This is a genomic window from Corallococcus caeni, assembly GCF_036245865.1.
Lineage (GTDB): Bacteria > Myxococcota > Myxococcia > Myxococcales > Myxococcaceae > Corallococcus > Corallococcus caeni.
The window spans coordinates 514,573-539,004 of record NZ_BTTW01000005.1; the positions used below are offsets into that span (position 1 = coordinate 514,573).

The 24,432-nt window shown below is 71.6% G+C and carries 20 protein-coding genes; 9 read left to right on the plus strand and 11 right to left on the minus strand.

Annotated features, from left to right (window positions below; translation table 11 throughout):
• The first annotated feature begins 8 nt into the window (after nucleotides 1-8).
• The 3 genes from AABA78_RS23420 to AABA78_RS23430 all read left to right on the plus strand — a co-directional run bounded on the left by AABA78_RS23420 (nucleotide 9) and on the right by AABA78_RS23430 (nucleotide 4,060).
• The gene (locus AABA78_RS23420; protein WP_338265941.1) at nucleotides 9-1,724 is read left to right on the plus strand and encodes a hypothetical protein; all 1,716 of its coding nucleotides are present in this window, start codon (nucleotides 9-11) and stop codon (nucleotides 1,722-1,724) included.
• A 139-nt stretch (nucleotides 1,725-1,863) separates the two neighbouring features.
• Nucleotides 1,864-3,567: a serine/threonine-protein kinase gene (locus AABA78_RS23425; protein WP_338265943.1), complete on the plus strand. Its 1,704-nt coding sequence runs from the start codon at nucleotides 1,864-1,866 to the stop codon at nucleotides 3,565-3,567.
• A 10-nt stretch (nucleotides 3,568-3,577) separates the two neighbouring features.
• A complete protein-coding gene (locus AABA78_RS23430) occupies nucleotides 3,578-4,060 on the plus strand; it encodes a hypothetical protein (protein WP_338265945.1) in 483 nt (160 codons plus the stop codon).
• A gap of 7 nt (nucleotides 4,061-4,067) precedes the next feature.
• Here AABA78_RS23430 and AABA78_RS23435 read toward each other — a convergent pair whose 3' ends face one another.
• Complete coding sequence (locus AABA78_RS23435) at nucleotides 4,068-4,853, minus strand: transglycosylase domain-containing protein (protein ID WP_338265947.1); 786 nt, start codon at nucleotides 4,851-4,853, stop codon at nucleotides 4,068-4,070.
• A gap of 55 nt (nucleotides 4,854-4,908) precedes the next feature.
• On the opposite strand from AABA78_RS23435, the gene AABA78_RS23440 reads away from it, so the two are divergent.
• Nucleotides 4,909-5,601 carry a ferredoxin reductase domain-containing protein gene (locus AABA78_RS23440; RefSeq protein ID WP_338265948.1) on the plus strand — a complete coding sequence of 231 codons (693 nt, stop codon included), beginning with the start codon at nucleotides 4,909-4,911 and terminating at the stop codon, nucleotides 5,599-5,601.
• On the opposite strand, the gene AABA78_RS23445 is transcribed toward AABA78_RS23440, so the two are convergent.
• The 4 genes from AABA78_RS23445 to AABA78_RS23460 form a co-directional block, all read right to left on the minus strand.
• Nucleotides 5,595-7,244 carry an aspartyl protease family protein gene (locus AABA78_RS23445; protein ID WP_338265950.1) on the minus strand — a complete coding sequence of 550 codons (1,650 nt, stop codon included), beginning with the start codon at nucleotides 7,242-7,244 and terminating at the stop codon, nucleotides 5,595-5,597. The genes AABA78_RS23440 and AABA78_RS23445 overlap by 7 nt on opposite strands.
• Nucleotides 7,241-9,385 carry a penicillin-binding protein activator gene (locus tag AABA78_RS23450; protein ID WP_338265951.1) on the minus strand — a complete coding sequence of 715 codons (2,145 nt, stop codon included), beginning with the start codon at nucleotides 9,383-9,385 and terminating at the stop codon, nucleotides 7,241-7,243. The genes AABA78_RS23445 and AABA78_RS23450 overlap by 4 nt, the downstream gene beginning before the upstream one ends.
• A 188-nt stretch (nucleotides 9,386-9,573) precedes the next feature.
• The gene (gene dnaJ, locus AABA78_RS23455; RefSeq protein WP_338265954.1) at nucleotides 9,574-10,695 is read right to left on the minus strand and encodes a molecular chaperone DnaJ; all 1,122 of its coding nucleotides are present in this window, start codon (nucleotides 10,693-10,695) and stop codon (nucleotides 9,574-9,576) included.
• A 124-nt stretch (nucleotides 10,696-10,819) separates the two neighbouring features.
• Complete coding sequence (locus AABA78_RS23460) at nucleotides 10,820-11,260, minus strand: hypothetical protein (RefSeq protein WP_120523638.1); 441 nt, start codon at nucleotides 11,258-11,260, stop codon at nucleotides 10,820-10,822.
• A 158-nt stretch (nucleotides 11,261-11,418) separates the two neighbouring features.
• On the opposite strand from AABA78_RS23460, the gene AABA78_RS23465 reads away from it, so the two are divergent.
• The 3 genes from AABA78_RS23465 to AABA78_RS23475 all read left to right on the plus strand — a co-directional run bounded on the left by AABA78_RS23465 (nucleotide 11,419) and on the right by AABA78_RS23475 (nucleotide 14,728).
• Nucleotides 11,419-13,182, plus strand: a complete 1,764-nt coding sequence (locus AABA78_RS23465) for an ABC transporter ATP-binding protein (protein WP_338265955.1) — start codon at nucleotides 11,419-11,421, stop codon at nucleotides 13,180-13,182.
• 132 nt (nucleotides 13,183-13,314) lie between these two features.
• The gene (locus AABA78_RS23470; protein ID WP_171411871.1) at nucleotides 13,315-13,710 is read left to right on the plus strand and encodes a hypothetical protein; all 396 of its coding nucleotides are present in this window, start codon (nucleotides 13,315-13,317) and stop codon (nucleotides 13,708-13,710) included.
• A gap of 49 nt (nucleotides 13,711-13,759) precedes the next feature.
• Nucleotides 13,760-14,728, plus strand: a complete 969-nt coding sequence (locus AABA78_RS23475; protein WP_338265957.1) for a hypothetical protein — start codon at nucleotides 13,760-13,762, stop codon at nucleotides 14,726-14,728.
• Here the strand turns inward: AABA78_RS23475 and AABA78_RS23480 are convergent.
• A complete protein-coding gene (locus AABA78_RS23480; protein ID WP_338265959.1) occupies nucleotides 14,697-15,380 on the minus strand; it encodes a hypothetical protein in 684 nt (227 codons plus the stop codon). The two genes, AABA78_RS23475 and AABA78_RS23480, sit on opposite strands and share 32 nt — an antisense overlap.
• A 144-nt stretch (nucleotides 15,381-15,524) precedes the next feature.
• Here AABA78_RS23480 and AABA78_RS23485 point away from each other — a divergent pair, with 144 nt between their 5' ends.
• Complete coding sequence (locus AABA78_RS23485; RefSeq protein WP_338266242.1) at nucleotides 15,525-16,286, plus strand: hypothetical protein; 762 nt, start codon at nucleotides 15,525-15,527, stop codon at nucleotides 16,284-16,286.
• A gap of 2 nt (nucleotides 16,287-16,288) precedes the next feature.
• A complete protein-coding gene (locus tag AABA78_RS23490; RefSeq protein WP_171411874.1) occupies nucleotides 16,289-16,843 on the plus strand; it encodes a hypothetical protein in 555 nt (184 codons plus the stop codon).
• Nucleotides 16,844-16,913: 70 nt separating this feature from the next.
• Here AABA78_RS23490 and AABA78_RS23495 read toward each other — a convergent pair whose 3' ends face one another.
• The 5 genes from AABA78_RS23495 to AABA78_RS23515 all read right to left on the minus strand — a co-directional run bounded on the left by AABA78_RS23495 (nucleotide 16,914) and on the right by AABA78_RS23515 (nucleotide 24,101).
• The gene (locus AABA78_RS23495) at nucleotides 16,914-17,609 is read right to left on the minus strand and encodes a hypothetical protein (protein WP_338265961.1); all 696 of its coding nucleotides are present in this window, start codon (nucleotides 17,607-17,609) and stop codon (nucleotides 16,914-16,916) included.
• A 23-nt stretch (nucleotides 17,610-17,632) separates the two neighbouring features.
• The gene (locus AABA78_RS23500; protein ID WP_338265964.1) at nucleotides 17,633-18,616 is read right to left on the minus strand and encodes a hypothetical protein; all 984 of its coding nucleotides are present in this window, start codon (nucleotides 18,614-18,616) and stop codon (nucleotides 17,633-17,635) included.
• Complete coding sequence (locus AABA78_RS23505) at nucleotides 18,616-20,157, minus strand: pilus assembly protein (RefSeq protein WP_338265966.1); 1,542 nt, start codon at nucleotides 20,155-20,157, stop codon at nucleotides 18,616-18,618. The genes AABA78_RS23500 and AABA78_RS23505 overlap by 1 nt, the downstream gene beginning before the upstream one ends.
• Entirely contained in the window at nucleotides 20,136-20,933 is a 798-nt protein-coding gene (locus AABA78_RS23510) for a TadE/TadG family type IV pilus assembly protein (protein WP_171411879.1), read from the minus strand. Before AABA78_RS23510 ends, AABA78_RS23505 begins: the two co-directional genes overlap by 22 nt.
• Before the next feature lie 102 nt (nucleotides 20,934-21,035).
• The gene (locus tag AABA78_RS23515) at nucleotides 21,036-24,101 is read right to left on the minus strand and encodes a helicase-related protein (RefSeq protein WP_338265969.1); all 3,066 of its coding nucleotides are present in this window, start codon (nucleotides 24,099-24,101) and stop codon (nucleotides 21,036-21,038) included.
• Nucleotides 24,102-24,432 lie beyond the last annotated feature (331 nt).

Here is a 24,432-nt window from a genome sequence, read left to right on the forward strand (position 1 = left end):
GGAAAGCCATGCGGAACCTCTGGAAGGTTGGAGCGCTGAGCGCGGTGTTCGGTGCGGTGCTCGGCATGGGCGGATGCAGCGACTTCGAAGCCGCCTATGAAGGCTGCCAGGACGCGGGCCGCTGCGGACCGCAGGCGAGCGGCGACGGCGGCGCGGACGCGGGCGATGGAGGCGATGGTGGCGACACAACGCCTCCCCCCTGCGGCGACGGCGGGGTGGACTACCCCGACCTGACCGGCTTCGACAACGACTGCGACGGCATCGACGGTGTCGCGGACGCGGGCTATTTCGTGGATCCGGTGGGGGGCAGGGACAACGACAACGACGGGACCCGCGAGAAGCCGTTCCAGACCCTGGCACGCGCTCTCCGGGAGATCCGCAACGGTGGCACGGGGCGCAGCATCGTGTACCTGGGCACCGGCACGTACACCGAGCCCGCGCCCGTGGTGGACATGCCTGTTTCGCTCTACGGCGGGTACACGTGGCGCGGAAACAAATACTGGGATCGGTTCAAGGAGGGCGGTGGCAGCACGTTCTTCGATGGCGGCACGGTCGCATTCACGGTGCGCGACACGCTGGACGCAGGGGTGTTGCTGGATTCGCTCCACATTGCCTCCGCGAATGCCACCGACGCGGGCGAGCCTTCCATCGCCGTTCGGGTCGTTCGTGCTTCGGCGGTGCAATTCAACAACGTGGTCGTCGAGGCAGGTCAGGGAGCTCCTGGAACAGACGGCACCGAAGGGGCTGAGGGCGGCGCTGGAAGAGACGGAGGCCGAGGCGAAAACGCGAATATGAACACGGCGGGATTCCGGGGCCTGGGCGGCGTCGCCCCTGTTTGCGCTTTCAGCGGCGCCAATGACGGAGGCAATGGGGGTAGCGCCAAGGCGGCGGACCTGGGCGCTCCCGGCGAAGTGGGTGCCCCCAACACGCCCGGAGGCCGGGGTGGCCCCCTGGGCCAGAAGGCGGATGCCGGCGACAACATCTCCACATGCGTTGGCGGAGCTGGAGGTGATGGCGATGCCGGCGTTACCGGAGCCCCGGGCGATGCAGGAGCCCCTGGCAGCGGCATGGGTGGGATCGACCTCGATCAAGTGACCTGGCAGAGGCTCGCACCGCAGAAGGGCAACGACGGCGCCGCGGGAAAGCCCGGTGCTGGCGGTGGCGGTGGCGGCGCGGGAGGCGCATGTGCGGACGGCACCATTCCTCCATCACAGATTGCCGCCGCAGGAGGCGGCGGTGGCGGCGGGAGTGGCGGATGTGGAGGCCAACAGGGAACGGGCGGAGGGGGTGGTGGCGCATCCATCGCAATGCTGCTCCTCCAAGCCGACGTCACCGTGAGCAGTCACTCCCAGCTGGTCACGCGCGGAGGTGGAAATGGCGGCGCTGGGGCTCGCGGCGGTGCAGGCGGCGAAGGTGGAAAGGGCGGGACGCCTGGAACGCGCTCCACGATCATCGTGGCCACCGGCACCGAGGAGTCCTACACCACCTACGGAGGGACCAGCGGCCGGGGCGGCAACGGAGGTTCCGGCGGACAGGGCGGTCCGGGTGGCGGTGGCGCGGGTGGGCCCTCCATTGGCGTCTGGTGCGTGTTGGACGCGGGCGTCGTGGTGGACGAGAGCAGCAGCGTCTCGCCCGGCAATGGTGGCGAGGGCGGCGCGAGCACGGGCAACCGGGGCAGCATCGGTGCCCAGGTTCCCACCCATGATTGCCGCACGACGCCCTGACCCACCGCATCGCCCGCTGGGTGACAGCGGCGGGTGAGAAAACGAGACCCGGGGGCAGGTGCTTGTTTGCTTGCCCTGCATCCACGGGCGGTGACTTCGCTTCCCGGGATTTCACCTGTTACGCTCCCCCGTGGTGGAGATGTCTTCCGAGCTGATCTGCGAAACCTGCGGCCTCACCGTTCCGTCCGAGACGGCGGTGTGCCCTCGCGATGGCACCGTCGTGCTGTCGTCGTTCCATCCGACTCCACCGGAACCGAAGGTCATCGTGGAGCACCCCGGTAACGAAGCCATCGCCCCCACCGACCCCCTCATCGGCCTGAAGCTGGGCGAGTACGAGCTGCGCTCGCGCATCGGCGTGGGCGGCATGGGGCTCGTCTACGACGGCATCCAGCCCCTCATCGGCAAGCGCGTCGCCGTGAAGGTGCTGCGCCCGGAACTGGCGCACTCGTCGGAACAGGTGGCCCGCCTCCTCGCGGAGGCCCGCGCCGTCAACGCCATCCGCCACCGCGGCATCATCGACATCTTCGGCTTCGGCCAGCTCCCCGACGGTCGCCAGTACATCGTCATGGAGTACCTGGACGGTCAGCCGCTGGACGCCATCCTCGCGGAGAAGGGCCGCCTGCCCGTCCCGGAGGCCCTGTCGCTGCTGGATGAGGTGCTCGCCGCCCTGGGCGCCGCGCACGGCGCGGGCGTGGTGCACCGCGACCTCAAGCCCAGCAACATCTTCCTGGTGCGCCAGCCGGACGGCTCGCGCTACGTGAAGCTGCTGGACTTCGGGCTCGCCAAGCGCGGCGAAGGCCCCACCGTCCGCACCGCGCAGACGCGCACCGACATGGTCGTCGGCACCCCGGAGTACATGGCGCCCGAGCAGGCCCGCGGCCAGTCCGTGGGCCCCATGACGGACCTGTACGCCATGGGCGTCGTCACCTTCGAGATCGTCACCGGCCGGCTGCCCTTCATCGGCAGCTCCCCGGTGGACCTGCTCATGAAGCACGTGGAGGCGCGCCCGCCCCGGCCGTCGGAGTTCGTCCCCGACCTGCCGCCCGCCGTGGACGCCTTCATCCTGCAGATGCTCACCAAGGACCCGGAGACGCGCCCCAACTCCGCGGATGTCCTGCGTCAGCACCTGGCCAAACTGCGCCGCACCCTGCGGGCCACGCGCACCAACCCCACCGCGCCCGCCCCCGTCGAACCCGCGCCGCCCAAGCCCGCCGCCGTCGCCGTCAGCGACGCGGACGCGCGCCGCCCCACCACCCAGGTGCCGCCGCCGGTCCCGCCCGAGGACCTGATGGTGCCGCAGGAAGAAGAGCCCCGGTCGATGCGGCGCTTCGTGCCCATCGCCGTGGGCGCGGCCGTGCTGCTCGCGGCCGTGGGCGTCGTCGCCGCCACGCGCGGTGGCGGTGAGACGCCTCCGCCCGTCGTCGCGTCCCCGACGCCGCCTCCCGCGCCGAAGGTCGAACCCGCGCCCGCGCCGGAGGTCGTCGCCGCGCCCGTGGTGCAGGAGCCTGCGCCTGCTCCCGTCGCCGAGCCGCCTCCTCCGGTGAAGCAGGAGCCGGTCGTCGCCAGGACCGCCACCGTGAAGCCCGTCCGTGAAGGCCCGCCGCCCAAGCGCACGGAGTCCTCGAGTGAAACGGCCGTGCGCAATCAGATCCTCGCCACCGTGAATCAGGTCGAGACCAGCCCGCTGTACGCCGACAACAAGGTCCACAAGGGGCTCACCCGGCAGGCCGCACGGAACTACCTGGACCAGCAGCTCAAGCGGCTGGAGAACGTGGACGACTCGGCGGGCCGCACGGAGATCCTCGAGGACCTTCGCGGCTGGAAGCAGCGCTACCTCAAGTAGTCCTCACGCCATGACCGCGCCCCCAGGCCCTGCGCTGCTCGCGGTGGACCTGGGACTGCGCAGCGGGCTCGCGCGCTTCGGCGCGGACGGGCGGCTGCGGTGGTACCGCTCGCAGAACTTCGGCACGCACGCGCGGCTCAAGCGCGCGGTGCCCGCCGTGCTCCAGGACGCATCGCCGCTCGCGTGGCTCGTGCTGGAGGGCGGTGGCCCCATCGCGGACATCTGGGAGCGCGAGGCCCTGCGCCGCGCCCTGCCCGTGCTGCGCGTGGCCGCGGAGGACTGGCGCCACCGGCTGCTCTACGCGCGGGAGCAGCGCAGCGGCGCGCTGGCGAAGGACGCCGCGGACGGGCTCGCGCGGCGGGTCATCGACTGGTCCCAGGCGCCCCGCCCCACCTCGCTGCGCCACGACGCCGCGGAGGCCATCCTGCTGGGCCTGTGGGGCGCGCTGGAGGTGGGCTGGCTTGCCCAGGTCCCCGCGGAGGTGCGCCGCTGATGGCCCGCTACTTCACCGACAGGCACGCCACCGGCTGCGCGATGGCGTTGCGCGCGCGCTCCTCGCTCACCAGCGCGTAGCCCGCCAGGTCCTGCAGCAGCAGGTCGCGGTTCTGCCGGATGAGGCTCGCGTTCTTGCACGCCTTGAGGTCGCCGTAGAACCCGTACGGCGGCAGCGCGAGCTGCAGCTCCGCCAGCTCCGACAACTGGAGCTCCCCCAGCTCACGGCCGAAGAGCTTGCGGGCCCCGTCCTCCACGCCGATGACGCCGCGCTCGAAGCGGATGGTGGACAGGTCGTAGGCGACGAGCTGGTCCTTCTGGAAGAACGCGTGCAGCCGGTGCGCCGCCACGGACAGCTGCAGGTCGCCCTCGATGCCCATCTCCCGCGCGATGCGCATGGCCAGCCACCGCTCACAGGAACCGTCCCCGGGGGGCGCCGTGCCCAGCGTCACGCCGGCGAACAGGCGCCACGCCCACGCGCGGCCGTCCTCACGCGGCGTCTGGAAGTAGGTGGGGCAGTCCATCTGGCGGATGTAGAGCGCCACCAGGTCCTTGGGCATCCGCGAGAAGTCCGGACGCGTGAAGGTCACCGCCGTGCGCTCCCGGCCGCCCTGGTCCATCCGGCCGGCCAGCACGCTCATCCGGTCGCCTTCGATGCGATGGCGCAGCTGGCTCTCGACGTCGAATTCGCTCTCCAGACGCGGCAGCTTGCTGGCCGTGTACAGGTACGTGAGCGGAATCACCACGCCGGCCAGGCCGACCAGGAACATGAACAGCCAGAAAACGGTCTTCACAGGGCCGACTCTAGCAGGGGAGGCACGCCTCAGGAGGACCGGTTAGAAAGGCCCCATGAGCGACTGGCACACCGCCACCGTCACCGCCCGGAAGCTTGCGGCGGATGGCCTCACCGACTGGGTGCTCGACATCGGCGGGACGCCGCTCGTGGGCTCGCACGCCCATCCGGGGCAGTACGTCCAGCTGCGCCTCCCCGGTGGGGAGCCGGGCATGTTCGCCATCGCCTCGCCGCCCGCTCCCGCCGGCACGCAGTGGGAGTTCCTGCTCAAGGACGACGGCTCGCTGCCGGCCGCGCTGCTGCGTCTGCCATTGGGCGCGCGCGTGGAGGTGAAGCGGCCGGAAGGCCCGGGCTTCCCCATGGAGAAGGCGCGCGGCCGCGACCTGCTGCTGTTCGCCAGCGGCTCCGGCATCTCCGCCATCCGCCCCGTCATCTCCGCCGTGCGCCAGGACCGGGGTGCGTATGGCCGGGTGACGCTGTACTTCGGCGCGCGCACGCCGGACAGCTTCGCGTACCAGCATGAACTGGAGCAGTGGCAGGCGGACGGCGTGAAGGTGCTGTGCACCGTGAGCCGCCCCGGCGGCAGCGGCTGGCAGGGCCTCGTCGGCTACGTGCAGTCCCACCTGGGCGAGGAGCGGCTGGAGCACGCCATCGCCTTCGTGTGCGGGCCGGCGGACATGGTGCAGGACGTGATGGCCCAGCTGGCCCGGCGCGGCGTTCCGAGGAGCGCCGTGTTCCTCAACTACTGAGCCGCCGGAGCCCCGCGCGGCTCCACGGTGGGGGACGCGTAGCGCACGCCCACCACCACCGCCGCCGGGTCGCTCTCCTGGCTGCCCACGGTATTCACGCGCGTCCACGCGGCCACGCCCACCCGACGTCCGTCCGGCGAGAAGCGCACGCGGCGCACGGTCCAGCCGAACTCCAGCTCGCCCTTCGGCGCCTGCTCCGCCTCGGTGAAGAGGTACACGCGCCGGTCCCACCCACCGGACGCCAGCGAGCGTCCGTCGGGGGAGATGGCCGCCGAGGACACCACGCCGTGGTGCAGCTCCCACTTGCGCAGCACCTTGCCGGAGGCCGCGTCCACCAGCGCGCCCGCGTTCCACGGGCCCTGCGGTTCCTCCACGCCCTTGCGCTCGCGCTGGTACACCGCGAGCGTGCGCTCCGCCTTCTCCTGACTGAAGGCCACGCCCAGCCGCTGTCCGCGCGCATCCACGGTGACGTCGTTGACGTGCGCGGGGAAGGTGAAGTCCAGACGCGGCGTCAGCCCGCGGGAGGTCACCGAGGGAGTTCCTTCCGGCACGCCGCCCTTCAACGTGAGGACCGCCTCCGCCGTCGTCTCGTCGAAGACCGTGTCCACGCGCTCGCTGAAGGGCGCGCCCAGCACGCCCTGGCTGCCCTGCGGCACGCACGCGTCGCACACCGCCACGTCCACGCCCGGCAGCGTCAGCGCCTTGAAGCGCAGCGTGCGTCCGCGCGCCACCCGCGCCACGGTGTTGCCCATCGCGCCCGGCACGGTGACGGTGTCCTTCAGGAACGCCACGTCGATGCCGGACGCCGTCGCGGCCGCGGTGGTGAGCACCACCACCGGCGTGCGCGAGTCCAGCGCCAGCACCATCGGCGGCCCGTCGTCCACGCGGCCCTGCACCGCCGCGAACCCGCCGCGCCGCTCGAAGTGCGTGCGCGCCGCGTCCGGCCGCGCGGCCTGCTCCGGCGTGTCCGACGCGCGCACGTGGCCGTCCCAGCCGCCCGAGTACAGGGTCCCGTCCGCCGTGAACGCCAACGCGCTCACCGGCCCCGTGTGCAGCCGGGCTTCCGCCGCGAACTCCAGCGCGGGCACCGACACCAGCGACACCAGGCCCTGGGTGCTGCCCACCGCCAGCCACTTGCCGTCCGGATGGAAGGCCACCGACACCAGCGGCTCCTCGGTGGCGAGCAGCGCCCGCTGCGTTCCCGTGGCCACGTCGAACAGCTGCACCGCGCCGCTGCGGCTCACCGTTGCCACCAGCGCACCGTCGGGAGAAAAGGCCACGCCTTCCGGGTCGAACTCGGAGGCGTTCACCAGGGCGTCGAACCGCTCGGTGGGCCCGGCCGCGCCCTTGGCGCTGGCAGTCCCCAGGTCCCAGACGGTGAGCCGCTGGCCGATGGTGCCGTTCGCGAAGCGCGTGTACGCGACAAGCGGGCTTCGGGGCGCGAAGTCCACCGTCCAGATGACGTCCTTGCGGTTGAGGACGGTGGGCTCACCGTCGAAGCCCTCCACCGCGCCGGAGAGGAAGCCTCCGGGCGTGGACTCCAACCGCGTCACCGTGTCCGGCGGAAGGCCCGCGGCCGTGTGCGCGCAGCCCGTGAGCGCCAGCGCGCCCGCGAGCACGAAGCCCCCGACACGCAGGCTCATGAACCCGAGCCGCGGACGGCGGCCTTCTCCTTCTCCACGTTGATCTCGTTCACGCCCTTGCTGTCCACGGACAGCAGGAACAGCTGCTTGTCCGCTTCCCGCTTGTCGTTGAACGACGTGCGGCCGGTGGCGCCGTCGAAGTCCTTCAGCCCCGCCAGCGCCTCGCGCATCGCCGCGCGCGTGTTGGGCCGCTGCTTGTCGATGACCTGCCGCACCATGCGCGCCGAGTCGTAGCCGATGGCCTCCAGCAGGCCCGGGTCACGCCCCGTCTCCTTGTACGCGTCGCGGTAGGTCTTCACGAACTTCTGCGTCGCGGGCCGCTGCGAGTCCACGAAGAAGCCGTCCACGTACACCGAGCAGGTGACGAACTTGCCGCCGCGCTCCAGCAGCTCCGGCAGGCCCGAGCGGCCCTTGGGGCTGGACCACTGGTTCGTGCCGAAGAGCGTGACGGTCTTCAGGTCCTTCTTGCCCGTCGTCTTGCGGATGCGCTCCAGGTCGCGCGGGTCGCACGCGTTGGTGACGATGTCCTCCACCGCGAGCGCGGGCGTCACCAGGCTCACCCGGCGCCAGTCGTCCGGGATGAAGAGGCCCTCGAAGTCGATGATGGGCTCCACGCCGCTGCGGGCCTTCTCCATGGCCTTGCGGCGGCGGTACGCGTCGGTGAACTTCTCGTCCTGCACGTCGCGCACGGCCTCCGCGTAGTCGCCGCGGTCCTCCAGGTAGTAGCGGCCCACCAGGCGCTTGGCCTCGCCGGTGAACGTCGTCTGGTCGTAGGAGTACGACTCCGCGCCGCGCACCGCGCCGCCGCGCGACACCACGTCGTCCCAGAACTCGTTCGCCAGCTCAACACCGTAGGGGATGTTCGGGTAGAGCACCGCGAAGCGCTTGTAGCCCTTCACGTTCATCGCGTAGTCCGCGATGGCGCGCGCCTGCGCGGAGTTCGTCAGCATGTTGCGGAAGACGTACGGGCCAATGTCCGTGATGCCCTCCTGACGGCTCAGCGTCAGCAGCGGCACCTGGAGCTCCTCCGCCAGCAGCGCCGCGCGCTTGGTGTCGTCCACCAGGAGCGGGCCCATGGCCGCGATGGCGCCGTCGTCGAACGCCAGCTGCTCCATCGCCGTGCCCGTCTTGTTGACGTCACCCTGCGTGTCCTTCACCACCAGCTCGATGTCGCTGCCCTGCAGGCCCAGCTTCACGCCGCGCAGCACCGCTTCACCAATGGGCTGGTAGCGGCCCGTCATGGGCAGCAGCACCGCCACGGTGCGCGGACGCACCTCCACGCGACGGGTGGCGCGCGCGAGCAGCTCCTTCGCCTGCGGCGCGAAGGTGCTGTTGGGCGCCTCGCGCAGGTACGTCTGGAGCGTCTCCTCCAGGCGGGTCCAGTCACGCAGGTGGTAGTAGATGCGCGCCAGCTTGAACTGGAGCACCGGCCACGCGGGGTTGGACGGGGACAGCCCCTCCTGCACGCGCGCGATGTCGAGGAAGCTGGCGCGGCCCTCCACCAGCTGCTCCACCTTCTGCACCGCGGCGGTCTTCTCCTCCGGCGACTGCGCGTCCCCGGCGTCCTTCACCGCGGACGACAGCGCCTGCGAGAACAGGCCCGCGCCTTCCGCCGCGCGCGCGGCCTCCTTCAGCAGCTGCTCCTTCTCCGCGCCCTCCGCGCGCTCGGCCAGGCTGGTGAGCGTCTGGTACGCGTCGCGGTAGGCGCCCACCTCCATGGCGGAGACGGCCAGCTTGTGCTTGGCGTCCTCGGCCTGGGCGTAGAGGGGGTTCTCGAAGAGCAGCTCGTTGAAGGTCTTGCGCGCGTTCGCGTAGTCCTTCGCCTCGAAGTAGAGGACGCCCGCGTTGTAGAGCGCGTCCTGACCGGCGGTGGTGGCGGGGTACGCCTTGCGCACGGACAGGTAGGCCTCCGCGGCCTGCTTCTTGTCCGGGTTTCCTTGCGCCTGCGTGCGGGCCTGCGCGAGCGCGGCGTTCGCGGTGGCGTCCTGCTTCACCTCCACGCGCGGGCGGTTGGGCTGGGTGGAGTCGCCCCCGGAGGTGTCGTCCCGGCTGTCGGTGCGGGAGGGCGTCTTGGGGCAGGCGGTCAACGTCAGGGCCAGCGCGGCGACGAGCGCGCGGCGCGATGCGGAGAGGACTTCCATGGCGAGGTGCATAGCAGCGCGGGTGCGGCTCCGTCGACACTTGAGCGGGGGGAAGATTCCCCTGGAACGTCCGCTTCAGTGCACCGCGCATGCCCGCGTGCGTCACCGAGGGGACCTGGCTCCCCTCCCCCACCGCGTGCGGCCCCGGAGCCACGCTCGCGCGCGGCCCCGGACGCACGCCCGGCCTCCTAGCCGAAGAGCTCCTTCACCTTGTCGAAGAAGGTCTTCGACTGGGGATGGGTCTCCTCGCCGGACACCTCCGCGAAGCGCTCCAAGAGCTCGCGCTGCTTGGAGGACAGCTCCGTGGGCGTTTCGATGATGACGCGCACGTGCTGATCTCCGCGCTGCTGGCTGTGCAGGTGCGGGATGCCCTTGCCGCGCAGCCGGAACACCTTCCCGGACTGGGTCCCCTGCGGGATGGTCATCTTCACCTTGCCGTCCAGCGTGGGCACGTCGATCTTCGCGCCCAGCGCCGCCTGCGTGAAGGACACCGGCACCTCGCAGAAGACCTCGTACTCCTCGCGCTGGAACAGCGGGTGCTCGCGCACGATGACCGTCACGTACAGGTCGCCCGGAGGCCCGCCCCGGTCGCCCGGCTCGCCCATGCCGCCCAGCCGCACGCGCGTGCCGTTGTCCACGCCGCCCGGGATGGCGACCTCGATGACCTCTTCCGACGGCGTCTTGCCGGAGCCCCGGCACTTCGCGCACGGATCCGGGATGGTGGCGCCCGTGCCGCCGCAGTCACCGCACGGCCGGGACACCGCGAAGAAGCCCTGCGAGTAGCGCAGCTCCCCGCTGCCGCCGCACGCCGCGCAGGGCCGTGGCGCCGCGCCGCTCTTGCTGCCGGAGCCGGAGCAGGTCTCGCACTTCTTCGGACGGGGGATGGTCACCTTCGGACGGCAGCCGAACGCGGCCTCCTCGAAGGAGATCTCCAGGTTGTAGCGCAGGTCCGCGCCCCGGCTGTTGCGCTGCCGGCCACGCCCGCCGCCACCCCCGAAGATGTCTCCGAAGATCTCCCCGAAGATGTCGTTGATGTTGACGCCCTGGAAGCCGCCGCCCGCGTCCCCGAAGGGATTGCCCGCGTGTCCGAAGCGGTCGTACTTCGTGCGCCGGTCCGGATCACTCAGGACCTCGTAGGCCTCCGAGGCCTCCTTGAACTTCTCCTCGGCCTCGTGGTTCCCGGGGTTGCGGTCCGGGTGGTACTGCAACGCGACCTTCCGGAACGCGCTCTTCAGGTCCTGCGCCGAGACATTCTTCTGGACGCCCAGGACCTCGTAGTAGTCGCGCTTCTGCCCTGCGGCCCCTGCCATTGAATCGAACCCCTGGAATTTGCTGGCGTTTTCAAGCTGCGTAGAGAATCGGAGTCACTATAACGCAGCGAAACCCACCAGCAATCCAGGCCGGTCCAACCCATGTGACGGGAGCGCTTCGGGGCTACACGGTCCAGACGCGGTTCACGGTCAGCTCCATGCGGGCGAGCCGGCGCTTGAGGGCCGGGTCCACGGGGCCGTTGATGGACCACTTGGGGACCACGAAGTGCAGCTCCGCGTTGTAGAGCTTCGCGGCGCTCGCCAGCAGGCTCCAGCGGTTCTCCGCGGTGGGATCATCCACCATGCCCGGGGTGACGATCTCCAGGATGATGGGCGTCCGGGCGGAGTCGGACTGACGACAGGTGAAGTCCGGCCGGTGATCCTCGATGGTGCCGGAGAGTACGGGCGGCGGCATGAAGCCAGGGAGCCGGGCTTTGATGTCCGAGTAACCGATGGTGCGGAAATACTCGGCCATCAGCCAGAGCAGACGGCGGCGCTCTTCGTCATCCACGACCGACTCGCAGCCGGGATTGAACAGGACTTCTTTCTCGGAGTTGGTTTCCATGGCGCCTCTCAAGCTGTCCGCATGTGTGGGATGCGGCAACGCAGGCGGGCGCGAGCGCTCCCTGACCGGCCGTGGGGCAGGCGGCCATGCACGCCTACGACCCACGTCCCTTTGGCTTGGACGCCACCGTCGCCTCGGTGACAGAGTGCGCCCCCTCCGTGGCACCCCGTCCCTCCGCGCACGTCTATCGCCGGCTCCTGGGCTACCTGAGCCCGTATCGCCGGTTGCTGCTGGCGGGCACGCTGGCCTCGCTCGCTGGCGCCGCCGCTACCGCCGCGTACGCCTGGATCGTCGGGCCCCTGCTGCGCGCCGTCCTCACCGGCGCCCCCGTCACCGTCGCGGGGATGACCCTGTCGCCGGAGGCCCTGCTGTCCCGGCTGCCCCTGCTGGTCGTCGCGGTGGCGGTGGTGAAGGCCACCGCCCAGTTCCTCCAGGGGGGCCTGATGCAGCGGTTGGGCCAGCGCGTGATGGCCGACCTGAGAGGCTTTCTCTACGGCCGCCTGCTCGCCCAGCCGCCTTCTTTCTTCGAGCAGCGGCACTCGGGAGAACTTGTCTCCCGGTTCACCTCGGACGTACCCCTGGTGGAGTTCTCCGTCACCCAGGCGCTGTCATCGTACGTAAGGGATGGGCTGCAGATCTGCTCATTGCTGGCGACCTGCTTCCTCATCGACGCGAAGCTTTTTCTCTTCACCTTCGTCGTCGTGCCCGTGACCGTGCTGCCGGTCAACCGCTTCGCGCGCTCGCTCAAGAAGGTGGCGACCCGCTCGCAGGCGAACCTGGGCGCGCTCAGCGCCATCACCGCCGAGCAGCTCCAGAACCTCCCCGTGGTGCAGGCGTACGGGACGGTGCCGCGCGCGCTGGAGTCCTTCGACCAGGAGGCGGAGGCGTACCTGAACGAGATGCGCCGCTCGCTCTTCATCCGCGGCGCGTTCAGCCCGACGGTGGAGCTGCTGGGCATCGTGGGCGTGGCGGCGGCGGTGGCGTGGGGCGCCCGCGCGGTCTCCATGGATCCGTCGCTCGCCGGGCGGCTCCTGTCCTTCATGGCGGCGGCGCTGCTGCTCTACCAGCCGGTGAAGTCGCTGAGCGGCACGCTGTCCCAGGTGCTCACGGGGCTGGCGGCGGCGGAGCGGCTCTTCGCGCTCGCGGACGCGCCGGTGCCGCCGGACGTGGGCGCGGAGGCTCCGCCCCTGTCGCGCGCCCTGGAGCTGTCCGGCGTGCGCGCCACCTACGCGGACGGACGCGAAGCGCTCAAGAGCGTGGACCTGACGATTCCCGCGGGCTCGCGCGTGGCGCTGGTGGGCCCGTCCGGCGCGGGCAAGACGACGCTGTTCTCCGTGCTCCTGGGCTTCCTGCCCCCGAGCGGCGGCGAGGTGAGGTGGGACGGCCTGCCGCTGTCGTCGCTGAAGGCCTCCAGCGTGCGCGGCCAGGTGGCGTGGGTGCCGCAGGAGCCGGTGCTCTTCTCCGGCACCGTGCGCCACAACCTGCGCCTGGGGCAGCCGGACGCACCGGATGACGCGCTGTGGGAAGCGCTGCGGCTGGCGCACGCGGAGGACTTCGTGCGCGCGCTGCCCGGCGGCCTGGATGAACCCGTGGGCGAGCGGGGCAGCCGCCTGTCCGGCGGACAACGGCAGCGGCTGGCCCTGGCGCGCGCCTTCCTGTGCCGCCCCTCCCTGCTGCTGCTGGATGAGCCCACGAGCGCCCTGGACGCCACCAGTGAAGCGGCGGTGGGCGCGGGGCTCGCGGCGCTGATGAAGGGCCGCACGGTGCTGGTCATCGCGCACCGGCTCAGCACCGTGCGCGACGCGGACCTCATCGCCGTGGTGGAGGGAGGCCAGGTGGTGGAGGCCGGCACGCACGAACAGCTGCTCGCGCTGCGCGGCCGCTACGCGCGGCTGCTGGGCGAAGGCGCCGTCGCCGCCTGAACCCGTCGGGCGCGAGGGGCCGGCCCGGGAGGGCCATGCACTCCGACCCGGGGCCGGTGTCCGCCGACCGGGCGCATCCCAAGCCTGGCCTTGCGCGGCCGAGCACGCCCTGCGAGCCTTCCGCCCTGGCCCATGCCTCCGACGCCGCCGCCCCGCGAACGAGAGCCGCTGTCCCTCAACGCGCTGCTGCTGGCGCCCGCCCTGCTGCTGGCCGCGGGCGCCTGCGTCGCGGTGGCCGCCCGTCACTTCGCGCTGGCCGCGGCCTTCACCGGCACCCTCGTCCTCGTGCCGCTCGTCTTCCGGCTGTGGACGCGGCCCTGGTACCGGGGGCTCGTGCTGCGCGGCCTGGGCCTCTTCATCGCCGGCATGCACGTGCCCATGCTCGCGGGCGGCGTGCTCGCCTACGGCCGCATCGGCTGCGAGGGTCCTGACTGCGGCCAGACACTCCTCTGGGGAATCGTGCTGGCTCCCGTGGCCGGCGCCGTCTGCTCTGTCGTGTACTGGCTCGTGGGTCGTCCCCCCGTCTGAATTACCAGGAATCGACGACACCCTATTCTTACTGGAAATGCTTGTTCCAGTGAGACCCCACGTCGCGCCCGGACTGTTCGTCGTGGCGCTGGCCGTTCCCGCCACGGTGTGCGTGTTGGGGGGCACGTTGCCAGCGCTGCTGGGCAGTCCCTCCGGCCTGTTGAGCGTGGTGGCCTCCGCGGGGCCCTTCGCGGTGCTGCTCGGGCTGACGCTGCTGGTGGAGGTGCCGCTGCTCACCTTCGCGGCGGGCTCCACGCTGCTGGGCCGGATGGTGCCGCTGGCGGTCATGGTGGGCATGGCGACGGTGCCCTGGACGCTGGGCCTGCTGGGCACGGAGGTGCTGCTGGAGCGGATGCAGGCGGCGCTGCCGCTGGTGTCCGCCACCGACGCGGGCGTCGCGCTCACGGCGGGGATGGGCAAGGCGATGGCGCCCCGGCTGCTCGGCGCCTGGACGAGCGCGGTGCTGCTGAGCGCGCTGTCGGTGGCGCTGGGCGTGGCCCGCTTCAGCCGCGCGAGCGCGGGTCAGGACGCCAGCACGCGCCGCAGCCTGCTGCTGGGCAGCCTGGTGTCAGCGGCGCTGGCGGGCATGGCGGTGGTGGGCACGCTGGAGGCGCACCAGCTCTTCACGCTGCTGTCGCGGCTGTCGCGGGCCCCCGGCGCGCTGCGCCCGGACCTGATGGCGGAGGGCATGGCGCAGGCGGCGCGGCTGCGCACGGTGCGCTGGAGCTGCTTCTCCTGCCTGCTGGTGCTGGGCTTCACCTGGCTGATGACGTACCGCGCGCGGGAGGCCCGGCGCGCGCGCGCGCTGGAGTGGGTGGGCGGCCTGGTGCTCAGCGCCGCGGTGGCCGTCCTGCTGGTGCTGGACGCGCATCCGCTGCACACGACGCTGGGCCCGGAGCGCGTCACCGCCGGGCGCCGCACGTCCGGCCGCGTCCCCACCGACGCGGACGTGACGCACCTGATGGGCGAGCACTCGCCCGTGCGCCTCAGCTTCCCCGCGTCAGCACGTACAGCATGATGAGCCCCACCACGAAGGCGAAGCCGAAGACGGCCACCATCACCAGCCCCTCCGAGCGGCGCACCACGGGAGGCAGGACCTCGTTGGGCAGCGGCTGGCCGTGCCGCGGCAGCACGTGCTCCGGCTCGGGCGCCGCTTCCGGCACGGGCTCCTCCGGCGCGGCGGCGGGAATCACTTCCCGCGGCGGCGGCGCCACCGGCGTGAAGGTCACGGTCCGCGTGGGCCCGGTGTCCCGCGTCGCGCCAGGGCCCCGGCCCATCAGCTCCGGCGACATGACGCTGGACATCTCCAGCCCCTCGCGCGCCAGCGCCAGCACGCGCTGCATGTGCAGGATGTAACGGTCCTGCCCCTCGTAGGTGGCGAGCGCCTGCGCGGCACGCACCAGCCGCTGCGGCACCAGCTCCGGGTCCGCGCGCACCTCCGTGGACACGGGGCGCGCCTCGCCTGACTCCACGCGGCCCGTGCGCACGCCCTGGCCGCTGGCCCAGATGCAGTGCTCGTCCAGCAGCGTGAGCTCCTGGCGGCGCACCCGGCCGTCCTCGTCCACCAGCGACATCAACTCCGCGCCCTGGGGAGACAGGTGCCAGACGGTGCGCAGGCCGTTCTCCCCCAGGGGACCCTCCACCGCGCGCGCGCGATAGAGTTCCTGCATCGCGGACTTCAAGGGGTCGGACGAAGGTTCCACGGCCATGACTGCCGCAGAGTAGGGGCGCGGCGCCCGAAACGGAAGCCGCGCCGTCCAGGCGTGAATGCCCCGTGCGCGGATGCCCGCCTTGTGCCTACCGTCCACCTCACGATGAGCCGCTCCAAGAACCGAGCCCCCGACTTCGTCCGCCAGTTCGAGGGTGCACAGACGCTCGACGGACTGCTGGAGCTGGCCGGCAGTCCCTGCGACACCGCCGACGTGCTCGAGCGCATGCGCGAGGCGCGTGCCGACGGCGCCGACTCCAGCGAGGTGATTCCCACCCTCTTCGCGGGGGAGCCCCGCTTCCGGGACGCGGAGCTGGCGCGCCGCCTGTACCAGAACCTGCTGGGCCTCTGGGACCTGGTGCTGGAGGGCAAGGAGGTGCGGCTGGACGACGGCCCCCGCCCGCCGCGCCCGAAGAAGGAGCGGCTGCAGCCGCCCGCGCCCTTCCACCCCGGTGAGCCCTCCAGCGAATTCGTGGAGGCCGCCTGGCGTTACCTGGAGGACGACGACAAGGCGCGCACGCGGCTGATGCACGCCTACGAGAACCGTCAGGACAGCTTGCTGGGTGCGCTTGACGCCGCTGGCCTCACGGACGAAGGTTATGGGGTCGCCCGCCACCTGCTCTTCGAGCTGCACGCCATGCTGGAGCTGGGCTGGCCGCCGGGGCTTACGGCCGTGGAGGCCAGGGCCCTGGACAGGGAACCGGATGCGCCGCCCGCGCCGGACACCCTCCAGGACTACGTGACGGAAGCGCTGTTCGAGGCGGAGCAGGACGAGGAGCACCCCCTCGCCCCCGAGGAGCTGGCGCAGGTGCGCACCCTCGTCCGGCGGGGACTGGCGGCGCTGTGGCGCGCCCGCAAGGGGAGATGAAGATGGCCCGAGACGACAACGACGGTGGTGGCTTCACCGGCAAGCGCAACAAGTCCTACCGCGAGCTGGACGCGCAGCGCGGCAAGAGCAAGTACCACTCGCGCCAGGACGACCCGGCGCAGCAGAAGCTGGAGCGCAGCGCCAGCTACCAGAAATACAAGACGGCCGCGGACGCCCTCTTCACCGGCGGCGAGCTGCCCGAGGGCCTGGCGAAGACCTTCGACCCCGAGGGCAAGCGCAAGGCCCAGAAGGACGCGCTGCGAAAGGTGCAGGAGTCGGAGACGCGCGCGGACTGGGTGAAGGGCGTGGTGGACTACCTGGAGAAGTATCCGGACCTGCCCGAGGACGCGTACTTCCTCGACAGCCTGCTGGACCACCCGCGCGAGCGCATCGTGGACAAGGCGCTGGCGAAGCTGGAGTCGCTCCAGGAGGCGGGCACGCTCCAGAAGAAGCTGCCCAAGAGCCTGGACCAGCGGCTGAAGTCCATCGAGCTCACCGGCCTGGACCCCGACATGCAGGGCCGCGCCAAGGCGCTGCGCGAGAAGCTGCGCGCCTGATCAACTCAGCGCGCTGCTGCCCCGCGCGCCTGATCAACGTGCGCGCTGCTGCCCCGCGCGCTTGAGCAACTCAGCGCGCGCGCTGCTGATAGATGAGCACCACGCCGCGCTGCCCGCCCTTGCCGGGCTGGTGCGTGAGCCGCAGCTCCGCGCCGGGCCGCGAGTACAGGCCGGCCTCGTCGCCGCGCTTCCAACCGGCCTTCGCCAGCGCGTCATCGTAGAAGGCCTGGACCTCCTGGCCCGTGAGAGGCACCTCGAAGGTGAGCGTGCGCGAGCCTTCCGCGTTGACGCGCAGCACGCCGTTGGCCCGCGGCGGCAGCGGCGCGAAGTCCCCCGCCGCTTCCGGCGGACGCGCCAGCGCGTGGTTGGCCTCCCCCAGGTAAAGCGTGGTGGTGCCGTCCGGCTGCGGCATCATCACCACGGTGTAGGTGATGCGGCGCTTTGGATCCAACGCGGTGAGCATGGCCGCGTTGTTCGCGTACTGCGCCTGCTCCTTGCCGGGCGGCACGTAGAGCCCGCCGTCGCGGAACGCATCCGCGAAGCGCTGCACCAGTTCGCGGATGTTCTCCTTCACGTGCACCGCGCGCAGCGCCACGGGGATGCCGCCCGCCTCCACGATGTCGCTGGACTCCACGTGCGCGATGACCTGGAGCTGGGGCCACGCGAAGCGCGGCGCCGCTTGCGCGCCCGCGTCCGGCACGCCCGCATCCGGGGCCTGGGCCCAGGCGGACAGCGACAGCATCAGCGCCAGCGCTCCGGCCGCCACGCGCCCGCGGCCCCCCGCCCCGCTCAATGCGGCACGCCTCCCAGCCACTTGTTGCGCCGGCCGTCGCTCCGGTAGTTGGGGGAGACGTTGGGCGCCACGAAGGGGGTCGTCTCCCAGACGGTCTGGTTGCCCGCGTGCGACGCGCCGATGCTCTGCTCGTAGTTGCTCTCCGCGCCGCGGAAGCTCATGAAGAACTGGTCCTCGTTCACGCCGCCCGTCGCGCCCACGCCCGCCATCAGCGCGCTGCCGGCGCTCCCGCCGCCGCCGTTCTCGCGGTACACGCTTTCGGCCCAGCCGTAGTAGTCCACGTTCGCGCACGGCCCGCCGGTGTTGGTGCTGAGCGGGCACTCGCGCCCTTCCGCCACGCCCGACAGGCCCCAGTCGTCCAGCAGCATGAAGAAGCGCCGGGTGCAGCGCCCGCCGGACGCGCGCCCGGCGGCGCACACGCGGAACTGGTCGCTGGCCAGCCGGTGCGACACCTTGAAGAACTCCGGCTCCATGAACGTGCCCAGCCGCTCCGCGCGCAGGGAGGTGAACGCATTGCAGGAGATGCCGTCGGACTGGGTGTTCATGGCCAGCCCCAGCGCCGCCGAGCCCGGATCCGCGTCCACCGGGCGGGTGCCCAGGATGTCCACGGGGCTGCCCGCGGGCCGCGTGGGCTCGCAGTCCACCTGCACCCGCGTGGCGCGCGCGATGGCCAGCTGGAAGGTCATCCTGCCGCTCGTCTGGCTGGCCCGGCCGTCGAAGTCCTGGTAGCGCCCGGACGCCTCCGAGGACGCCAGCGCCTCCGCGTTCGAGCGCTGGAAGATGCCGTTCTCCGGGTTGTGCATCACGTGCCCGGTGGACTCCCACAGCGCGAAGTTGGCGGCCTCCTGCACCTTGAGCGTCAGCGCGCCCACCTCCGCGAAGTAGATGCCGAACATGAGGATGGTGACGAACACCATGGACCCCAGCGCCGTCTCGACGAGCGCCTGTCCCCGGCGTGACCTGGAAGCGCGCGCGCGCATCAGTACCTCCCGCCCGTGCTGCTGCCGCCCCGGTAGCCGGCGCTGTCCAGCCGGCGCAGCGCGTCCGCGTGCTCGGAGAAGCCCGCCTGCTCCAGGCTGCGCGCGGGCTTGTCGTCGCGGGCGCCCTCGGTGCTCACCAGCGTCGCGCGCCAGAAGGGGTTGAGGAAGTTGGGCGGCTCCTCCCAGCCTCCGCCCGCCGCCGCCGGCCGGGGCCGGTGGTAGTAGGCGAGCCCCGCGGCCAGCGCCACCTGGTTGCGCTGCACGTCCTCGCGGCCCGTGGGCTGGATGCGGCCCAGCGGCGCGGCGTTGTCGAACTCCGTCTCCTGGTTCGCGAACTTGAACGTGAACAGCAGGTTCCACGGATCCGGCCTCGCGCGGCGCGAGTCGCTGGCGTAGTCGCGCAGGAGCATCGCGTACAGCTTGGGCTGGCCGTAGTCGTTCTCGTCCGCGTTGCCGTGCAGGAGCGCCGCGTTGAAGCCCACCGAGTAGGGCCAGATGCCGGGGCACACCACGCAGGCGCCCAGCGTGTGGCGCTCGTCCACGGTGGTGTTGTTCTCCGCGCCCTGGCCGGGGGGCGGCTTGTTCGCGCCGTAGACGTGCTGGTCCTCGTTGGACTGCCTCTCGTCGGACATCACCCACGCGTCCGTCGCCGCGGCGGTGATGGGGGTGCCGTCCGGGCAGGTCTCCGTGATGGCGCGGCCGTGGTCGTGCGCCCACGAGTTGCGGCCGGAGATGGTCTGGTAGGTGGAGGAGTCCATCGCCCCCGCGTTGGCGTAGTGCTGGAAGCCCGGGTTGTGCGCGGCCGCGCCAGAGCCGAAGCCCGCGCTGCCGCTCGGGCGGTTGTGCACCCAGGTCCAGCCCAGGCTGCCCATGGTGGCGTTGCGGGTGGCGTTGCCCTGGCCTCCGCCGGTGGGCATCACCGCGCCGGAGGTCTCCGGCACCGTGCCGGTCTTCTCCTGCTGCATCAGGTCGTCGTAGCTGGAGCCGGCGGACGCGCCGCCGGACACCTCCGCCAGCGACTTGTTGGCGCCCTCGGGCGGAGCGAAGAGCTCCGGGTTGACCTCCTTGGCGATGAGGTTCGTCAGGCCCTGGTTCGCCAGGTGCGTGCCGATGAGCCGGTTGTACATGGCCAGCTCCGCGCGGAACATGGACCCCGCGCGCCCCTGCAGCGACAGCGTCTGCATGGCCGCCGCCTCGTCCAGGCCGGACCACGCGGGCGCGGGCATGGGGCACGCGGACGTCTGCCGCGCGGCGTACATCTGGCTGCCGTAGCTGATCATCGACTGCGTGCCCGCCATGGCCACCATGTGGGCAATCTGGGCGCGGTTCATCACCGCGATGGCGTTGAACGTGCGCGCCGTGGACACCGCCTGGCTGTAGGCCGCCGCGTCCGCGGCCATCTGGATTTCGACGCGCTCCTTGGCGCGCATGCCGAAGCCCAGCGTGAGCAGCACCATCAACGTCAGCAGGAGGAACGTCAGCGAGAACAGCACCAGCGCCTGGCCGCGCGCGCCGGACTTCAGAAGCCGTGCAGGCTGCATCCGGCACCTCCCTGGAAGTTCGACGCCTTCACCGGGGTCATCATCCGCATGGCCGCGTGGACCTGGATGGGGAACAGGTAGTGGCCCTGCGCGTTCCAGCGCAGCATCCGGTCCCCCAGGTCCCCACCGGGCCAGTCATCCGGCCCCAGCTCCACGTCGGTGTCCGCCCACCAGTCGGACTCCTTCTGCGCCGGGTTGAGCGGGTTCGCGTTCGTGTAGTTCTTCAGGTGGAACTGGGCCAGGAACATGCGGCTCATCACCCAGTCCGCGAACGGGATGCGCATGTAGTACCAGGCCACCATGCGGATCTCGAGCGTGCGCCGCTGCATCTCCGCCGCCGAGTCCGTGGGCGCGTCGAACATCAAATCTTCATCGCCCGCGAGGCTGCGCACCCAGCCCACGTCCGGCGACTCGCGGACGATCTCGACCATGGGCCCTTCGGTGAAGAGCGTGCCCTTGGAGCCGCGCACACGCAGGTAGTTGCGCTTGCGGTCTTCAAAGGCGGCGGCCAGCTGCGCGGGCGTCCGGGTGTGCTCCACCGTGGGCAGCATCGTCACCAGCGCCGCGTGCGTCATCGCCTCGCAGCTGCCGTGGTTGAGGCTGCCCGCGCGCACCGCGCGGTACACCGCCACCTGCGCCAGGATGCGGCCCTGCAGCAGCATGAAGAGCTGCAGCGAGCCCAGCACCATGAACACCACCAGCGGCATGCACAACGCCGCTTCCACGGCGGCCTGACCGGACTCGTGCTGCCGACGCTGGGGGCGGGGGAAGGCCATAGGGGGGAGGCTGCCTTCCTCCTAGATTCTCGATGATTGGGGAATCGGTCAAATGGCCGGAACGCCGACAAGGCCGATTCCATTATGACACAACTGTTTGGCTCACTTGTTGAGGGTGAACCCGCAGGCGGCGTCCAGCACCACCTTCGCCCCCGTGAGCGCCCCCAGCAGGCGCTCATAGTGATGGCGCTCCGCGTCAACCTGGGCCTCCACCTCTTCCGGGGGCAGGCCCTGGTGGGAGAGGGAGAGGCGCAGGCGGCTGGCGGCGGCGTCGCGCTCCGCCTCGATGGCGGCCCGGGCCTTCTTCGCGGACCGGGCCAGCTCCGCCTCGGCGGCGGCCTGGGCCACGGGCAGCGCGGCGTCCACGAAGGCGCCGAAGCCGGGGAAGGCCTGGTGGACCTCGTCCCCCTTCAGGGCCTTGCCGTCCGCCTCCAGGGCGGGGAGCACGGCGGGGTCGGCCACGGGGCCCTGGGGGCCGTCCACCACGGCGACGGGCAGCAGCGTGCGCGCCAGGAAGCGCGCCAGCTGGCGGCTGGGCACGCGGGCGCCGGGGGTCGTGTCCTGGGGCTCCGGGAGCTGGACGTGGAAGAGCAGCTCCAGGCCGCGCGCGGGCTTCTTCACGCCGCGCTTCTCGATGTGGCGGAAGCCGCTGCGGCCGTAGGGGCCGTCCTTGAGGAAGCCGAACAGCGCCTCCACCAGCGGGTGGCCGGTGGCGAAGTACTCCAGCTCCTCCGCCTCCACGGCGGTGTCGCGCCAGAAGGTGCCCAGCACGGTGCGGTCCTGCATCACGTCGATGCCGGGCAGGCCCTCGACGTTGAGCGCGTGGCCGAACTGGAAGGCCACCTGGAAGGCCTCCACCTGCTCGTCGGTGTCCACGCCGATGCCCACGCGGCGCGCCAGCTCCGTGACCGTCTCCTCCAGGCGCTCGTCCAGGTCGCGCGCCACGCTCCACAGCCCGTCCTCCAGCGGCGGCGCCTCCTCGTCGGAGTCCTCGTCTCCGAGCTCTGGGGGCTCCGGGGGCTCCTCGCCCATGCGCTCCTGCGCGCGCGCCACCAGCCGGGCCACGGCGGGCTTGTCGAAGCTGCGCACGTCCAAGAGCGGGTCGTACGCGCGCTTCACCTGCTCGCGCGCCGCCTCCACGCGGGCCTTCAACTCCGCGGCGTATTCGACGCGCGCCTCGCGGGGCAGCAGGGCCAGGTCCGCGATGCGGTCCTCCACCTCCTCCAGCACCGCGTCCAGGCCGCCCACCGTCTCACCGAAGACGCCCACGGCATCCGCCAGCAGCATCAGCACGTCCGACGCGAGCGTGCCCGCGGGGTCGAAGACGTGGATCTCCACCGGGTGCGTCTGCCCGATGCGGTCCAGGCGGCCGATTCTCTGCTCCACGGTGGAGGGGCTCCACGGCAGGTCGTAGTGGACCAGGTGGTGCGCGAACTGGAAGTTGCGGCCCTCGCCGCCCACCTCCGTGCACAGCAGCACCTTGGGGCCTTCCGGGTCGCGGAAGCGCGCCACCTGCCGGTCGCGCTCCACGAGCGGCAGGTCGCCGTGGTAGCCCAGCGCCTCCACGCCCTCGCGCGACAGCTCCGACTGGAGCGACTCCAGCGTGTCGCGGCTCTCCGTGAACACGAGCACCTTCGCGCGCGGCTCCGCCTTCCAGATGCCGCGCAGCACGCCCACGAACGCGACGAGCTTCGCGTCGCGGCCGGTCAGCTTGAGGTCCGCGCCCTTCAGCGCCGGGTTGGACCTCACCGCGCCCATGAACGCCGCGGGGCTGGACTCCAGGCGCCTGAGCACGTTGGCCAGCGGCGCGCCGCGGAGCGTGCCCGTCGCCAGCGTGGCGAGCGCCGTATCACGCGCCTTCAGCTCCTCCGCCGTGAGCTGCACCGGGTGCCGGTGGAGCCTGCGCGTGGAGAAGCCGCCCACCACCGCGCGCCGGTTGCGCACCAGCCGGTCCGACAGGCTGTACGTCTCCGCCAGGTGCGCGAGCAGCGCCTCCTTCTCCTTCAGCGTCTGGAGCCGCGCGTCCTCCGGGAAGCGCTTCGCCAGCGAGGCCACGGCCGCCTTCGCGTCCTTGCCCGCCATGAGCGCGCGCACCGCGGTGGACAGCTCCTCCTGGCGCTGCAGCCGCGCCTCGAAGCCCTTCACGGACGGCGCGGTCGCCGCGTCGATGAGGGTGAGCAGCCCGTGGTACTCCGCCGGGTCCAGCTGCATGGGCGTGGCGGTGAGCAGCAGCAGGCCCCACGAGTTCGCGGCCAGCCCCTTCGCGGCGGCGAAGGCCTTCTCGCCCTTCAGGTGATGCGCCTCGTCGATGATGACCAGGTCCCAGAAGGCGTCCTCGGCCGCCACCTCCTCGCGGTGCTCGCGGGTGCGGCTGAGCAGCTCCAGGCTGGTCACCACCAGCGGGAAGCGCGCCCACGGGGAGACGTCCGGCGCCTCCTTCAGCGACTGCTCGTAGCGGTCCGAGTCCATCAGCGTGAAGAGCTGGTTGAACTTGTGGAACAGCTCCACCAGCCACTGCACGGTGAGGTGGCTGGGCGCCACCACCAGGCACCTGCGCGCCAGGCCCACCAGCCGCAGCGCGCTGAACACCATGCCCGCTTCAATCGTCTTGCCCAGGCCCACTTCATCCGCCAGCACGAAGCGCGGCCGGCGCGCGGACAGCACGCGCTGAACCACGCCCACCTGGTGCGGCTTCACCATCACCCGGCTGGCCAGCAGCGCGCCCAGCGCGTCACCCCGGCGCTCGTCGTCCAGCACCAGCGCCTGCTTGCGCAGCATGAACGCCTTCGCGTCCCCCACCCGCCCGTCGCGCAGCGTGGACAGCAGGTCGGAGCGCGGCGCCAGCGCGCGGACCTCGGACTCCGGCAGCTCGTCCTCCTCGCCCGTGTCCTCGAAGCGCACCACGTAGCGGCGCAGGCCGCGCGCGCCCGGCTCCTCGCCCAGGATGGTGGCCTTGCGCCCCTTCGGCGTCTGGATGGGTTCGCCCTTCGGCAGCTGGTACGGCACCAGCGCGCCGCCGCGCGTGGACACCAGCACCGGCGCATCCTCGCGGGACGGGAAGGCGATGAGGGCCTTGGCCCCCTGCTCCTGCAGCGACACCAGATGCCCCACGCCCCATTCGGGCTGCGGGAGGTAGCGGACCTTCAGACCTTCGACGAGAGACGCCATATGCCGTGCAACACCCGGAAGCGAGGAGGGGGGCGCTGCATAACGTCCCGGCGCCCGGAAGGCCATTTCACAGGCACCTCCACCCCTTCCAACCCCTTGATTCCAGGCCCGAGTTCCCGGCGGCCCCAGGCCCCTGTCCACCGCCGGACAGCCCCGCCGCGTCCTGCCGGCCGAAAACTTCCCGTCCTGTCAGGTAGGCTCCATGACTTCATGACAAACAGGTAAAAACCGAGTTATAGGATACCCTGCCCGGCAGTGCGATGTCGCTCACCCCACCTTTTCGGTGATGTTGAGGGTCCTTCTGCACAGAAGCGCTCGGTGCCGTCGGGGG